Genomic DNA, 14042 nt, shown 5'->3' on the forward strand with positions numbered 1-14042 from the left:
GCTCAGCCCGCTGAACCGATCGACGGACGCTGTTCGAGAACCCTCGAGCAGCGTTTTTCTTTCATCCCAGGGCGCTCACCCGGGCGGCGGGGAGATCGGATGAGCGTCGCTTGCGCGGAACGAGATCTCGTCGTCCGCGATCAACGCCGCTCCATCGTAGTCGATCGCGGTCGGAAATCCCTTCAGCGGGTCGTACTCCGCGTGAATCCACTGCGCGGGACGGTCGATCGCGTCCTGAATGAACGCGAAGAGATCGTCGACCGTCTGGCCCAAGTGCGGGTCCACGCTCGTCTGAGTCTCCAAGTCGAGCACACCCGCCACCGTGTCGCTCAGCACGACGACGAAGAGGCGATATCGCGCTGTGTTCATGTGAGCATAACCGGGCGCTCGGTGAGAGCATCACTGGACGTTCGAACCGCGGGGTCGTTGCGAATCAGCTCTCATTTCAATCGCAGAATCGTGACGTTCATTCGATACGGACCGAAAGTGCCAGCCCTGACCTGCATCATCTGCGTGTTCCCGAAGTCGATCCGTTCCGGCTCGATCCCCACCTTACGCAATCGTTCGCGATGGCTCGCCTGAACGAGTTGGCTCCAGCCCTCGTCGTGAATCATCGTCACCAGAACTGCGCCCCCTTTCGCGGCGTCTGCCCCGTACTTCGAAGCCGCCTCGGCGCCATTCATGAATTGAATGCTTTTGACCGCGTTCTCCATCAGTGAGTCGACGCGCCCGACGCGGACGCCATCGACGACGTAAATCGGCTGGCTGCCGTCCCCGTTCGGCACGCGCAACCGGCCCGCCAGGAGCTCGTGAGCCATGCTCTCGATTTCGTTGTGCGCGCCGACCGAAGCGAATATCGAGTCGATCGCCGCGATGACCGGCGGCGGAAGCGAGTCCGCGACGCTCGCGACGTAGCGGCTCGCGCTGTCCACGACGATGAGCACCGCGTTCACCCGCGGGTCGCCGGCGATGACATTCGGGTGGTTGCGGCCGATCCACTGACTGATCTCGGCATGCCCCGGCCCGTTCTGTGCCTCGCTGATCGGCGCGATCGATGCGATCGCGATGAGCGACGAAACAAGGGCGGTGAGTCGGGTCGACCGGATGCTCTTCATGACGAAGCCTCTCTCGGTTCTCTGACGTGGCTTGCGACGTCACTCATAGCGCAACGCCGTCGTGGCGTCGATGCGCGATGCCCGCAGCCCGGGCGCCAACGCGGCGATGAGCGCGGTGATCAGCAGAATCCCGACCGCCGTGCCGATCGTCGTCACGTCCGTCGCGCGGACGCCGTAGAGCTGTGACTGAACGAAGCGCGACAAGCCGAGCCCAAGCGCCACGCCGGCGATGCATCCGGCGGCGACCATTCCGATCGCGCCGCGCACAATCAGCCACACGACGTGGGGCGCGTCGGCGCCGAGCGAAACTCGAATGCCGATCTCGCGAGTGCGGCTCTCCGCGCCAAAGCTCACCAGCCCGTAGAGCGCCAGAGCGGCCAGGCCCAACGCGATCGCTCCCGTCCACGCGGCGATCGCGGCGACCAAGCGTTCACGCGCCAGCGACTCCGCCTTCTGCGCGGCAAACGTCTTGACGTTGTAGACCGGCACGCGTTTGTCGACGGCACGAACGACCCCCGCGATGACGCCGGTGAATCGGGACGGGTCGCCGCTGGTCCGGACGTAGATCGTTCGTTCTCCCGTACTGCCGACGAATACCTGAACGTCGCGGCCGAACGGCGCATACACGATGCGACGAGTCTCCTCGCGCACCGCGGCGTACTTGGAGTCGCTCGCGATGCCGATGACCGTCGCGGCCGAGCGCCCTACAAGCAGCGTGCGGCCCACTGCGTTATCCGAGCCGAAGTAGCTACGGGCCGCCGCCTCGTTGAGGACGATGACGTGTGAGCCCGCGGCGGAATCGGCCTGACTGAACGCGCGGCCGCGTTGCATCGAGACGCCGGCCGCGTCGAAAAAGTCGCCAGTCACGACGTTCATCGACATGAGCCACGTGCTGGGGTCCGGAGGTCGCGGAACGTTCGGTTGGCGGACCGTCATCATGCTCAGTTCGCCGCCTAGGAGCGGCCATGCGGAAAAACCGACGCTGCGCACGCCCGTGGCCTTGCGCAGCCGCGACTCGACGTCCCGATAGAACCGCTCCACGCCGTCCGGCGAATAGCCGCTCAACGACGGATCGATCGACGCGATGACGACATGTTCAGTCTGAAACCCGAGCGGGATCGCCGCGGTACGGGCGAGGCTTTGTACGAACAGCGACGCGCCGATCACGAGGACCAGCGAAAGCGCGACCTGCACGCTCACGAGAGCCCTTCGCACGTCGAAGGATCGCCCGGCGACGTTCGCGCTCGAGTCGTTCACGGCCCTCAGGGCTCGGGCAAGATCGGGTCGAGTGAACCGGAACGCAGGCCCCGCTGAGAACAAGGCCGCCGTGAGCATCGAGAGGACAAGCGCGAAGACCAAGGAACGCGCGCCCACCGCCGCGTCGATCGCCAGAGGAATGCGCTCGCGCGGCAGCAAGTGGATGAGGAGGCCGATACCCCAGCGCGCGATCGCCAGCCCGACGGCCGCGCCGCAGAGACTGAGCAGCGCGCCCTCGGTCATCAACTGTCGAATCAGTCTCGCGCGCGAAGCGCCCAGCGTCAGCCGAACTGCGATCTCTTGTCGTCGCGCGGCCGATCGCGTCATCAGCAGCGTCGTCAGACTCGCGCACGCGACCAGCATGAGGATCGCGACGAGGCCCGTCAGCAGACGGAGAGAGGTCGCGTATTGTTCTCGCAGCCGCGAGAGGCCCCGGCCGGCGTCGATGAGTCGGACGGTCGTCGGCCAATCGTTTGGCGCCGGACGACCGATCGCGCGTTGCGACTGCTGATACACCAACGACGTCCCCGACTCCGCGCGGGCGTGTGTGATTCCCGGAGCTCTTCGCCCGATGACCTCCAGCCAATTGGCCTCGCGGTTGTCGGCGAGCGCGTCACCCTGGTACAGCAGCTGCGGTTGCATGGCGAGCGGCACCCACACGTCGGGTGACACCCCGACCTCGATGCCGAAGAAGTCCGGCGCCGCGACCCCGATAATGGTGACGGACTGGTTGTCGATTTGAATCGTGGTGCCCACGATGTCCGGATTGCGCGAAAGGCTGTTTCGCCAGAAGCGATCGCTGACGACGGCGGCCGGCGCGCCCCGCAACACGACATCGTCAACATCGCTCAGCAAGCGTCCGAGCGCGGCCCGCGTCCCGAGGACGGAGAAGTAATTCCCCGACACCAGCTCGACGACACCGCGCCTCGCGTCGCCTGACCGTGCGATCGTCGCCGGAACGACCGTGCGCGCGAGCACGCCCGAGAAAATATCCGTGCGGCGGCGCAGATCCCGAAAGAACGGCTCGCTGAACGTCGACCAGTCGTTCGGCAGCGTGACCTGTTCAAGCTCCTCGGAATGCTGAACCGGGAGTGAACGCAGGAGCACGCGATCGACGAGCGTGAAGATCGTCGCGTTCGCGCCAATGCCGACGCCGACCGTCAGGATGACGACCGCCGAGAAGATCTTGTGTTTGGCGAGGACACGCGCGCCGAAGCGCACGTCCCGCACAAGAGTCTCGATCCACCCGCCACCGCGCACGTCGTAGCCGGCATCCGCCGCGAGCGCCACGGAGCCGAATCGACGCTCGGCTTCGCGTCGGGCATCGGCCGGACTCATGCCGGCGCGCTCGTTGTCGCGCGCGCGCATCTCGACATGAAAGCGAAGCTCCTCGGCGATCTCGTCTTGCACGCGGTCGGAGCGCCACAGCGCGCGAAGCCGGTCGCGCAGGACACGTAGAGTCTTCATTGGAATCTCGATTCGATCAGGCGGTGGTGGCCCGCATGACTTTCGCGACGGCGGCCGTGATGTGGTCCCAGCGCTCACCTTCGATGCCGAGCTGCTTCAAGCCCGCGCGCGTGAGCCGATAGAAGCGGGCCCGCCGGTTGTTCTCCGAGATCCCCCACTTGCTGTCGATCCAGCCCATCTGCTCGATGCGGTACAGGGCGGGATAGAGCGTGCCCTCTTCGACGCGGAGCATGTCGTCGGCGAGCTGCGCGATGCGCAGACCCACCCCATAGCCGTGCGTCTCGCCCAGGCTCAGGGCCTTGAGGACCAGCAGGTCGAGGGTGCCTTGGGGGAGGTCGGGCTTCTGCTTCATCGCGCGCGCTCCTCTTTGCTTCTAGGGAAGACCAACGTACCACGACTCTCCTAGAAGTCAATAGGGAAAGGCTCGCGCGACGCGCGCCCGCAACACCGACCGATGCCGAGGCCCGTCTGTCCCGATTCTGTTGCGGGCTCGCCACCGCGCACTACTATCAATCGGTCCCTCTCCCCCACCTCGATGTAGCAGTCAGGAGTCCAGGAATGGAAACGCTTCTCCAGGACGTCCGCGTCACGCTTCGCGCGTTCCGCCGCTCGCCGGGCTTCCCCCTCACTGCGATCGCCACGCTCGCCCTTGGCATCGGCGCGACGACCGCGATTTTCACGACGCTGAGCGCGGTCCTTCTCAAGCCGCTTCCATATCCCAACTCGCAGGACCTCTACAGCCTCAGAACCGCCCTCACGGACGGCCGTGTCACCACGGGCATGCTGTCCGGAGGCGAGATCTACCGGCTCAACGATCCCAAGCTGTCCGTCGAACGCGCGGCGGGATTCATTCCGGGCGACCTCACGCTGCTTGCGACAGATGGAACGCCGTCGCACGTGCAGGTCTACGCGGTGACCGAAGGGTTCTTCGAGCTCTTCGGGCTTCCGATGAGCATCGGCGGGTTCAAGCACGATGACTTCACTCCGCTTCCGCCGCCGAGCCCCAACGCGCCCCCGCAGCCCGGGCCGGCTCCCGCGATCGTCATCTCGACTCGGATGTGGAAGCAGTTGTACAACAGCGACCCCGCGGTGGTCGGGAAGCCGATTCATTTCGCCGAATTCAACTCGACGATTTCCGGCGTCGCGCCGCGCGATCTCGACATCCCGCATGCCGGCGACATTTTCATCGCCCAGCGAACTCCGCCCGCCGACATCAACCACGGACAGGAGGCGTTCGCCCGGCTGCGCCACGGTTCGACGATCGAGCGCGCGAAGGGCGAGCTGTCGACCGTCATGAACGGTCTTGCCACCGACTTTCCGGCGGCGGACAAGAACCGCGTTTACGTCACGCGGCCGCTCGTCGACTCGATCGTCGGCGACTTGGGGCCGATCCTGATCATCGTCATGGCGGCGACCGGGCTGCTGCTCCTGCTCGCGTGCGTGAACGTCGCCAACCTCCTGCTCGCGCGGGGCGCCGCGCGTGCCCGTGAGATGGCCGTGCGCGCGGCGCTCGGCGCGGGATGGAGCCGGCTCGTGCGACAGCTCCTCACCGAGTCGATGGTGCTCGCCGTCGCGGGTACCATCGTCGGAGTCGGCGTGGGAGCGCTGGGCCTCCGCGCGTTGCTGGCCCTTGGCGCGTCGAAGCTGCCCCGCCTCGACGCGGTGACGTTCGACGGCCGAGTGCTGCTCTTCTCGTTGGCCATGTTGGTCCTCACGGGCGCGATCATCGGACTTGCTCCCGCGATTCGCCTGCTCCGCAGCGATGTGAAGACCCTCATGAACGACAGCTCACGCTCGGCGACCGCCGGCCGTGGTACGGCGCGATGGCTGATGGCGATGACCGTCGCCGAAGTCGCGTTGGCGATCATGTTGGTGGCCGGCGCGGGCTGGCTCGTTCGAGGATTCTCGAATCTCCGAAACACCGACGCCGGCTTCGTGCCGGAGAAGCGGTTGATCTTCGACGTGTCCTTCTTGGGGCAGCGATATCCGAACCCGGATGCCGTGCGCCAGGCGCAGACCGATCTCGCGAGCACCATCAAGAACATCCACGGCGTGGCCGACGTCGGGCTCGTCTCGGCGTACCCGACGCGCGTGCGAATCGAGAATTCGCTGTTGGCGCAATTTCACGGCGAACCGTTCGACCCGGCGAATCCGCCCGGCACGCGCCAGCGCTTCGTCAGCCCGGGCCTCTTCGCCGCGATGGGAACTCCGCTCATCAAAGGTCGTGACTTCGGAAGCGGCGACCTCCCGAACACGGCGCCGGTGGCGATCGTCAACCAGGTGTTCGTCGACAAGTACCTCAAGGGACGCGATCCGATTGGCGTGCAGTTTTCGGCCGGGTATCCAGCGCCGGATCCAAGGAACGAGGTGACGATCGTCGGCGTCGTCGGCAGCGTTCGACAGAAATCTCTCGGCGAGCCGGCGGAGCCGTCGTTCTACACGTCGCTGACGCAGGCGCCATTTCGCCGCGCGACGGCCGTCGTATCGATGTCCGGATCGGGCGACATCGCCGGAGTCGAGCGAGCGATTCGCACGGAAGTGCGAAAGCTCAACCCGACGATGGCGCTCGACTTCGAGCTTGCGTCGGACATCATCGGCGGAACGCTCAGCCGGCAAGAGTTGGGCATGACGCTGATGCTGATCTTCGGGGGCATCGCGATCGTGCTGGCGGCGGTCGGGATCTACGGTGTCGTGTCATACGCCGGGTCGCTGCGTCGAGAGGAGATGGCCACGCGTCTCGCCCTTGGCGCGTCGCCGCGCTCCGTGTTCTTGCTCGTCATGCGGCAAGGCGCGACGCTCGGTTTCATCGGCGCCGCCATCGGTATCGGGTTGGCATATTTCTCGGGGCAGCTCGTGTCGAGTCGCGTGTACGCCATCAAGGCGTCGGACCCCGTGATCTTGGCGATCGCGACGCTGCTGATCTTTTCGATCACGTTCCTCGCGACGACGATTCCGGCCACTCGCGCGTCGCGTCTGAATCCGGCCAGTGCGCTGCAGTCGGAGTGAGCGGGACTCAGTCCCTACCCGTTCCTTCTGCGGCGCAGCCACCCGACGCGTCATTTCGGAAATGGTGCGGTATCGAAGTAGATCGCAAACGACGTAATGCGGTCGTCGCGGACGGTGAAGATTTCGGCGACGTCGCTCGTGAACGCGGCCGCCCCACCGGGCGGCTGGAGCTCGTAGTGGGTGAGGGCGCATGCCCGGTCTTCGTCCACGATGATGTCGCGAACGTTCACTTTGGCGATCGTTCCGTAGAAGCGCTTCGTCGCCTCGAGGAACGCCTGTTTGCCGCGGGCTTCTTTCACGGGACTGGTGAAGCTCGTGAACACCACGTCGTCGGCGAGGCATGACGCCCAGTCGTCGCGGCGCGCGAGAGAGTCGAAATAGCGCTGAAGCACATCACGAGTCTTCATTTCTTCCTCTTTGGCAGGCGGTATTTGAAACTCAGGGGGTGGTACCGCTGCATCGGCCGTGCCCGTGACGGTGGCGCGATCGCCGGGCTCGCTTGCCCACGGCGGGGTTCGCCACGTACCGTTGCCGGATAATTCAACCTCCGACGCGGACTCCGCGTGGCGGCTCCCTTCACTACCGACTGGCGGGTTTCGGACGATGGCGAACGAATCGGGTCATCGCTCGCGCCGGGAATTTCTCAATGACGTGGCCGCGCTGGGAGCGGCGAGCACGTTTGCCGCCCTTCCGGCGGCGAAACGCGAGGCGGCGACTTCGTTCGTGCTCGTGCACGGCGCGTGGCACGGCGGTTGGTGCTGGAGACGCGTGGCCGACCGGCTGACCGCCAAGGGCCACTACGTGGCCGCGCCGACGCTCACCGGCGTCGGCGAGCGTGCGCACCTGGCGAGTGACGCCGTCACCTTGGCGACCCACGTCGACGACGTGGTCAACGAGATAACCTGGAAGGATCTCGATCGCTTCGTGCTCGTCGGGCATTCGTACGCCGGCATGGTGATCACCGGTGTGGCTGAAAAGCTACGGGAGCGAATCGCCGCGATCGTCTATCTCGATGCGATGATTCCACGCGACGGACAGTCAGTGGTCGCGCTCCGCGGGCCGACGGCAGCGCCGTACCCGACACCGATGGTACCTCCGCCCGCCGCCGCGACGTTCAAGGTCAACGAGAAGGACCTTGCGTGGGTAAACAGCAAGCTCACGCCGCAGCCGACGAAGTGCTTCACGGAGCCGCTCCGCGTGACCGATGCCTACCAGAGGATCGCGAAAAAGGTCTTCGTTCGGGTCCCGGCGTACGCACACCCGGCGTTTGATGCCGCGTATCAACGCGTCCGCGCCGATCGCGGCTGGAAGACGTCGGAAGTGTCGTGCGGGCACGATCTGATGATCGATCAGCCAGCGGAATTGGCCGAGCTTCTAGCCTCGCTGGTGTAGCGGCAGGTCCCGGCGCGGTCATCCCTCCTATTGACATTCGGGAGGAGTGACGTAACCTTCCTCCTGGCATTCGGGAGGAGACCGTGGCGAAGCCCACCAGCAATGAACAGGTCCTGCAAGGCACGCTCGACCTGCTCATTCTCAAGACGCTGTCGCTCGCGCCGATGCACGGTTGGGGACTCACTCACCGCATCGAGCAGCTGTCGCGCGATGCGCTGCAGGTCGGCCAAGGATCCATCTATCCCGCGCTCGTTCGGCTCGAGCAGCGCGGTTGGATCGACACGGAATGGCGCGTCACTGAGAACAGCCGGCGCGCGAAATACTACCGCCTCACCGCCGCCGGGCGCCGCGCGCTCAGCCAAGAGCTCGCGTCCTGGAATCGCTTCGTCAGCGCGGTCGGTCTCGTGCTGGCTGCGGGGAGCTGACCCCGTGCCGCATCAGCTGCGAGCCACGTTCGCGCGTATGATGGAGCTGTTCCGCCGTCGTTCGCAATTCGCCGCCGACCAGGACGACGAGTTCGACTTCCATATCGAGATGGAAGCGGCGGAGAACGTTCGTCGGGGCATGAGCCCGGACGACGCTCGCCGCGCTGCTCTCCTCCGCTTCGGCGGCGCGCAGCGCTTCCGGGAGGAGACGAGCGACGCGCGCGGCATCGCGGCGTTTGACCACCTCGCCCGCGACGCCCGCTTCGCCTTTCGTCGCCTGCGACGCGCGCCGGCGTTCACGGCCGGGGTGATCGCGACGCTCGGCATCGGAATTGGAGCGGCAGCCGGAATCGGCACGATCGTTTACGACGTGCTTCTTCGCGACCTCCCCTACGAAAAGCCCACCCAACTCGTGCGCGTCGGTTTTGTCACGGAAGGCACCGCGACGACGAGCGACTTGCTGACGCCCGCCGAGTATTTTCACTTCGCCAAGAGCGCCCCCCGCTCGTTCACCGAGCTTGGCGACTATGGAACCAGTGACGACTTCAGCGTGACCGGTGGCGACGCCCCCGAATATGTCACCGTGGCGTTTCTGTCGCCGAACTTGCTCACGCTCCTCGGCGTGCGCCCTATCCTCGGCGAGCTATTCCGAACGGCCGACACGTCGTGGACCGAGAATCCGCGAATCCCGATTCTCATCTCGGAGAGGTTCTGGCGGCGGCGGTTCGGCGCGGATTCGTCGGTCATCGGACGCCAGATCGAGATCAATCGCGGCGCACGCATCGTCATCGGCATTCTTCCACGATCGTTCGGCTTCCCGTCGCCATCGATCGATCTCTACTACCCTGCCCCGGTTCCAATCAGACACCCGCAGCTCGGATTGGGCTATCTCACGGCGATCGGCCGCCTGCGCGACGGCGTCACCCCGTCGGCAGCCGAGGCGGAATTGAACGCGCTCATTCCGTCGATGTCGGGCCGGTTCCCCGACATCACGCGTGACATGCTGCGGCGCAGCCGAGCGCGTGCCACGGTCGAGCCGCTCAAGGCGGCGACTGTAGCCGCCGTTCATCCGCAGCTCGTTCTTCTCGGCGTCCTCGTCGCGATCGTGCTACTCATCGCGACGACCAACGTCGTGAATCTCTTTTTGCTCCGTGCCGAGCGCGCGAGCCAGGAGACGGCGATCGCGCTTTCCCTCGGCGCAAGCCGGGTCGCGCTCTCGCAGCGGTTCGTCGTCGAAGGCGTCCTGCTCGGCGTGGCGTCGACGATCGTCGCGCTCCCGGCGGCCGCGCTCACGCTGTCGACGAAGTTCGGGTTTACCGAGCGGGAGATCCCGCGACTACACGAAGTCTCATTCAGCTGGCAGACCGTCGCGCTCGTTTGTGGCTCCGCGATCGTCGTCGGCGCAGTCGTCGGGCTGATCGCGGTCGGGCGAACCGACATTTCCGGCGTGTTCGACCGTCTGCGCGCCTCACGTTCTGCCTCGAGCCTCGCTTGGCGGCGCACGCAGAACGGTCTCGTCGCCTTCCAGGTGGCGATCGCGCTCGTGCTGCTGATCGCGGCGGGGCTGCTGGGGCGCAGTTTTTGGAATCTGCTCAACGCGCGGATAGGGTTCGAGCCCGCTGATGCGTTGACATTTCACGTGTCACTGCCCTGGGACGGCTACACCTCGTACGGTGCGCAGGCGGAATTCCATGCAAAGCTGGTCGATCGACTGACCGCACTTCCGGGGGTGACATCGGCGGGCGTCGCGCAATGGTTTCCGTTGGCGAACTCCGGCGCGCCGGAGCTCGTGACGCAACTCCAAGCCCCCGATGGACGATCGATCGTCGCGGCGTCCGGCAACCTTGCCAGCACCGACTACTTCCGCGCGGCGGGAATTCCGCTGCGCGCCGGACGCACCTTCCGCGCCGGCGACCTGCGCGGCGCACCGGCGGTGATTCTCAGTGAGCGACTCGCAAAGAGCTTGTTCGGAGCGACCGACGTCGTCGGAAAGCAGATTCAGGGACAAGCTTTCGCCGGCATGCAATTGAGACCGTTCACAATCATAGGCGTCGCCGGCGATGTGCCGTGGGCTCGAATCGAGGATGGCGACGTGCCGACGGTCTACCTTCCGCTGCTCCGCGACGCCGATGGACTTCCGGCCGATAGCAATCCGATTCACCGCAATCCCTACGAGGTGCGATACACCATCAGAGGGGCGCGGCTGCCGTCGGCGGCAACGATCCAGGAAGTCGTGAAGGCACTCGACCGCCGCATCCCCGCGGCGAACGTCCGCACACTCGGATCGCTGGTGGACGATGCGACCGCTCGCGTACGGCTCACGATGCTGCTGATCGCCATCGCGGGAAGCGCCGCGCTGCTGCTCGGGGTGATCGGCGTGTACAGCGTGGTTTCCTACGCGGCCAATGGACGCGTGAGGGAGTTCGGCATCCGGATCGCGCTCGGCGCCGCACCCAGTCATGTCGGCGGCATGGTACTCGGCGACGGACTCAGACTCGTCGCTACCGGCGCGGGTGTCGGCCTGGTTGCGGCGCTGGGCGCGACGCGGTTTCTGCGCGCATTGCTGTACGAGGTGAAACCGACGAGCGCCGCGGAGTTCAGCGCGGCGACGGCACTGCTCATCGCGGTGACGGTGATCGCGACCTTCGTTCCCGCGCGCCGGGCGGCGCGGACACATCCCGCCGTGGTGCTGCGCGGCGAATAGCGTTCCGCGCCCGAGGGCAATCTGTTGTCCGTGACTCGATTCGCCGACTAGGGCGATGCCTGTTCAATCGCTTCGCAGCGCGACGATGGGATCCACGTCGCTCGCCCGCTTCGCCGGCATGTAGCTCGCGAGCACACCCATCGCGATCATCGTCGCCGACATCGCCGCGAAGACGAGCGGGTCCACGGCTTTCACCCCGAAGAGCAGCGTTCCGAGCAACCGCGTCGACGCAACCGCTGCGACGACACCGATGACCACGCCGACCAACACCACCTTCGCGCCTTGCGACACGACCTGGCGTCGTACGGCGCCCACGGTCGCACCAAGCGCCATGCGCACGCCGATCTCACGGGTGCGCTGCGCCACGACGTAGGACAGCACGCCGTACAATCCGACCGCGCCGAGCAGCAGCGCCAGCGCGGACACGACACCCAGGGTCAACGTCGTGAACGAGAGCTGAATCATCGAGCGCCGCGCGAGGAACTCCATCGTGAACTCGCGATAGACCGGCGCCTCCGGCGCGAATTCCCGAATGAGTGCGCGGACCTCGTTGCGCATCGATTCGGCGCGCGTGGACTTCACGACGTACGCCGGTGAGCCCAAGCCCCACGCGGTCGGCGCTGGACCGGTGAGCGGGAAATACACGATTGCCTCGCCGGCATCGCGCCAATCGTCCTGCTTCACGTCACCCACGACGCCGACCACGGTGAACTGCAGGCTGTCCTGGCGGCCGAACTGAGGCCGGATTCGATGCCCGAGCGGGCTCTGCCTGGGCCACAGCTTTTCCGCCGCCGACCGGCTGACGATCACGCTGTTGTTCGGCGTAATGGCCTCGTCGTTGGTGAAGGTGCGGCCCTGGAGCACCGGAATGCTCAACGCGCGAAAGTAGTCGCCGCCGGTGAAGTTCAGCTGGAGCAGCGCGGGCTGGGCGTCGCTCGACATCTCGTCGGTTCGGACGCGAATGCCGCGTGTTCCTTCGTCGAGTGGAATGTTGTCGACGACGCCGACGACGGTCACGCCGGGCATGGCGCGCAGCCGATTCATCACGTTCAGATGGAGTTGACCGAGCGAGGGTCCGTCGCGCAGCCCAGGCTGGTCCGGCGCGTACTGAAACGTGTAGATGTTCCGAATGTCGTAGCCCGGGTTTACACGACGAAGCCGCTGGAAACTCTCTACGAGCAGCGCTGAGCCGATGAGAAGCACCAGGGCAAGCGCCGTCTGTCCGACGACGAGCAAGTCACGTCCCCACTTTTGACGGCCGGTCGATCCGCGACCCCCTTCGCGGAGGAACGAGAGATCGGGGGACGAAGCGCGCAGCGCCGGCGCAATGCCACACGCGAGAGCGACGACCAGCACGAGCGCCAATGTCGCGGCGAGCGTCGGCGCGTCGATCCGAACTTCGTTGAGACGCGGAATGCCATCTGGGGCGGCGCGCAGAAAGAGCGGAAGGGACACGGTCGCGAGCACGACCGCCAGGGCGCCGGCCGCCAACGCCACGGCGAACGACTCCGCCATCTGAAAGCGCATGAGTTGCGCGCGTGACGCGCCGATCGCCCGGCGCACGGTGAGGTCGCGTCGCCGAGACTCTGCGCGGACGAGAAACAGATTGGCGACGTTCGCGCACGCGATCAGCAGCACGACCGCGACGGCGCCAAGCAGCACGAGGAGGGACGTCTTGAGCGTTGGCCCCACGATGCGATCGAGAATCGGGACGACCAACGCCCGATGCTTGCTGATGATGCGCGTGTACGTCGGCGACGCGCCGAATCGCCCAGGCAGTTCTTTCGTGAGCCCATTGAGCTCGGCCGCCAGCTGATCGGTCGTGACGCCGGCTTTCATCCTCGCCACGATCGGGGCGCCGAGATTGCCGGGCCGCACTTGATCCGCCCGAATCTCGCCCGACACCCAGAGCATCGTGTTGTCGCTCGGAAATTTGAACTCCGGCGGCATCACGCCGATGACCTGCTTGAGACTGTCCGAAACGAAAAACCACTTACCGATCACGGATTTGTCGCGGCTGAACCAACTGCTCCACATCTGATCGCTGATCACCACGACGTCGTCGTTGTCCGACGAAACGGGGAGGCGCCCCAGCTGCGGGCGGGCGCCGAGCGTGGCGTACATGTCGTTCGACGGCCACGCCATGGGAATGCGCTCGACCCGATCCTGAGTGCGGAAGGTCGATGTTCCCGAGCTGAACGTGAACAGACCATCGATGAGCTTCGAGCGGTCTTTGTAGTGGACGTAGAACTCGTTGCCCAGGTCGTAGCGAGCGGGCAGATCCGAACCCGGCGCCGTGCCCCTCAGGAACACGAGCCGGTCTGGCTGCGGAAACGGGAGTCGTTGGAGCAGTACCTTGTGCACGACGTTGAACATCCCGGCCACGGCGCCGATCGCGAGCGCGAGCGTGCCGACCGACGCGACCAGGAACCCGGGCGTGCGCAGCAATGAGCGCCAGGCAAGTCGCAGATCTCGACCGGCATCTTCGAGCCACGCAAACCGCTGGCCCTCGTGAAACCGATCCTCGGCCACGCCAATGTTGCCGAAAGTGCGCCGTGCCTTCCGTTCCGCTTCAGCCGGAGACATTCCCTGCGCGACGAGACGGTCTACCTCCATTCGGAGATGGGAGCGAATCTCGTCCTCGAAGTCACCTTGTGAGCGACGGCCGAGCATCAG

General features: G+C 65.8%; 10 protein-coding genes. 4 read left to right on the top strand and 6 right to left on the bottom strand.

Annotated features, from left to right (window positions below):
- Positions 1 to 75: 75 nt before the first annotated feature.
- From VGQ44_06245 to VGQ44_06260, 4 genes are all read right to left on the bottom strand, one after another.
- The gene (locus VGQ44_06245; protein ID HEV8446397.1) at positions 76 to 369 is read right to left on the bottom strand and encodes a DUF6174 domain-containing protein; all 294 of its coding nucleotides are present in this window, start codon (positions 367 to 369) and stop codon (positions 76 to 78) included.
- A gap of 71 nt (positions 370 to 440) precedes the next feature.
- Positions 441 to 1115 carry a hypothetical protein gene (locus tag VGQ44_06250; protein ID HEV8446398.1) on the bottom strand — a complete coding sequence of 225 codons (675 nt, stop codon included), beginning with the start codon at positions 1113 to 1115 and terminating at the stop codon, positions 441 to 443.
- Between the two features lie 39 nt (positions 1116 to 1154).
- Positions 1155 to 3839 (bottom strand): ABC transporter permease, encoded by a 2685-nt coding sequence (locus VGQ44_06255; protein ID HEV8446399.1) that lies wholly within the window; start codon positions 3837 to 3839, stop codon positions 1155 to 1157.
- 16 nt (positions 3840 to 3855) lie between these two features.
- Positions 3856 to 4191: a PadR family transcriptional regulator gene (locus tag VGQ44_06260; GenBank protein ID HEV8446400.1), complete on the bottom strand. Its 336-nt coding sequence runs from the start codon at positions 4189 to 4191 to the stop codon at positions 3856 to 3858.
- A gap of 206 nt (positions 4192 to 4397) precedes the next feature.
- On the opposite strand from VGQ44_06260, the gene VGQ44_06265 reads away from it, so the two are divergent.
- Complete coding sequence (locus VGQ44_06265; protein ID HEV8446401.1) at positions 4398 to 6845, top strand: ABC transporter permease; 2448 nt, start codon at positions 4398 to 4400, stop codon at positions 6843 to 6845.
- A gap of 50 nt (positions 6846 to 6895) precedes the next feature.
- Here the strand turns inward: VGQ44_06265 and VGQ44_06270 are convergent, their stop codons facing one another.
- The gene (locus VGQ44_06270) at positions 6896 to 7252 is read right to left on the bottom strand and encodes a nuclear transport factor 2 family protein (GenBank protein HEV8446402.1); all 357 of its coding nucleotides are present in this window, start codon (positions 7250 to 7252) and stop codon (positions 6896 to 6898) included.
- A 196-nt stretch (positions 7253 to 7448) separates the two neighbouring features.
- On the opposite strand from VGQ44_06270, the gene VGQ44_06275 reads away from it, so the two are divergent.
- The 3 genes from VGQ44_06275 to VGQ44_06285 all read left to right on the top strand — a co-directional run bounded on the left by VGQ44_06275 (position 7449) and on the right by VGQ44_06285 (position 11366).
- The gene (locus VGQ44_06275) at positions 7449 to 8237 is read left to right on the top strand and encodes an alpha/beta hydrolase (protein HEV8446403.1); all 789 of its coding nucleotides are present in this window, start codon (positions 7449 to 7451) and stop codon (positions 8235 to 8237) included.
- Positions 8238 to 8320: 83 nt separating this feature from the next.
- Positions 8321 to 8662, top strand: coding sequence for a PadR family transcriptional regulator (locus tag VGQ44_06280; GenBank protein HEV8446404.1), 342 nt, complete (start codon positions 8321 to 8323; stop codon positions 8660 to 8662).
- 4 nt (positions 8663 to 8666) lie between these two features.
- Positions 8667 to 11366 (top strand): ADOP family duplicated permease, encoded by a 2700-nt coding sequence (locus VGQ44_06285; GenBank protein HEV8446405.1) that lies wholly within the window; start codon positions 8667 to 8669, stop codon positions 11364 to 11366.
- A gap of 63 nt (positions 11367 to 11429) precedes the next feature.
- On the opposite strand, the gene VGQ44_06290 is transcribed toward VGQ44_06285, so the two are convergent.
- Positions 11430 to 14039, bottom strand: coding sequence for an ADOP family duplicated permease (locus VGQ44_06290; GenBank protein ID HEV8446406.1), 2610 nt, complete (start codon positions 14037 to 14039; stop codon positions 11430 to 11432).
- Between the last annotated feature and the right edge of the window lie 3 nt (positions 14040 to 14042).

The sequence above is a fragment of the Gemmatimonadaceae bacterium genome (assembly GCA_036003045.1).
Taxonomy (GTDB): Bacteria; Gemmatimonadota; Gemmatimonadetes; order Gemmatimonadales; family Gemmatimonadaceae; genus JAQBQB01.

What these genes read in the sequence shown, in the direction of transcription:
- VGQ44_06260 (HEV8446400.1), bottom strand. Translation starts at nt 4,191, where the DNA reads ATGAAGCAGAAGCCCGACCTCCCCCAAGGCACCCTCGACCTGCTGGTC.
- VGQ44_06245 (HEV8446397.1), bottom strand. Translation starts at nt 369, where the DNA reads ATGAACACAGCGCGATATCGCCTCTTCGTCGTCGTGCTGAGCGACACG.
- VGQ44_06255 (HEV8446399.1), bottom strand. Translation starts at nt 3,839, where the DNA reads ATGAAGACTCTACGTGTCCTGCGCGACCGGCTTCGCGCGCTGTGGCGC.
- VGQ44_06265 (HEV8446401.1), top strand. Translation starts at nt 4,398, where the DNA reads ATGGAAACGCTTCTCCAGGACGTCCGCGTCACGCTTCGCGCGTTCCGC.
- VGQ44_06250 (HEV8446398.1), bottom strand. Translation starts at nt 1,115, where the DNA reads ATGAAGAGCATCCGGTCGACCCGACTCACCGCCCTTGTTTCGTCGCTC.
- VGQ44_06275 (HEV8446403.1), top strand. Translation starts at nt 7,449, where the DNA reads ATGGCGAACGAATCGGGTCATCGCTCGCGCCGGGAATTTCTCAATGAC.
- VGQ44_06270 (HEV8446402.1), bottom strand. Translation starts at nt 7,252, where the DNA reads ATGAAGACTCGTGATGTGCTTCAGCGCTATTTCGACTCTCTCGCGCGC.
- VGQ44_06290 (HEV8446406.1), bottom strand. Translation starts at nt 14,039, where the DNA reads ATGCTCGGCCGTCGCTCACAAGGTGACTTCGAGGACGAGATTCGCTCC.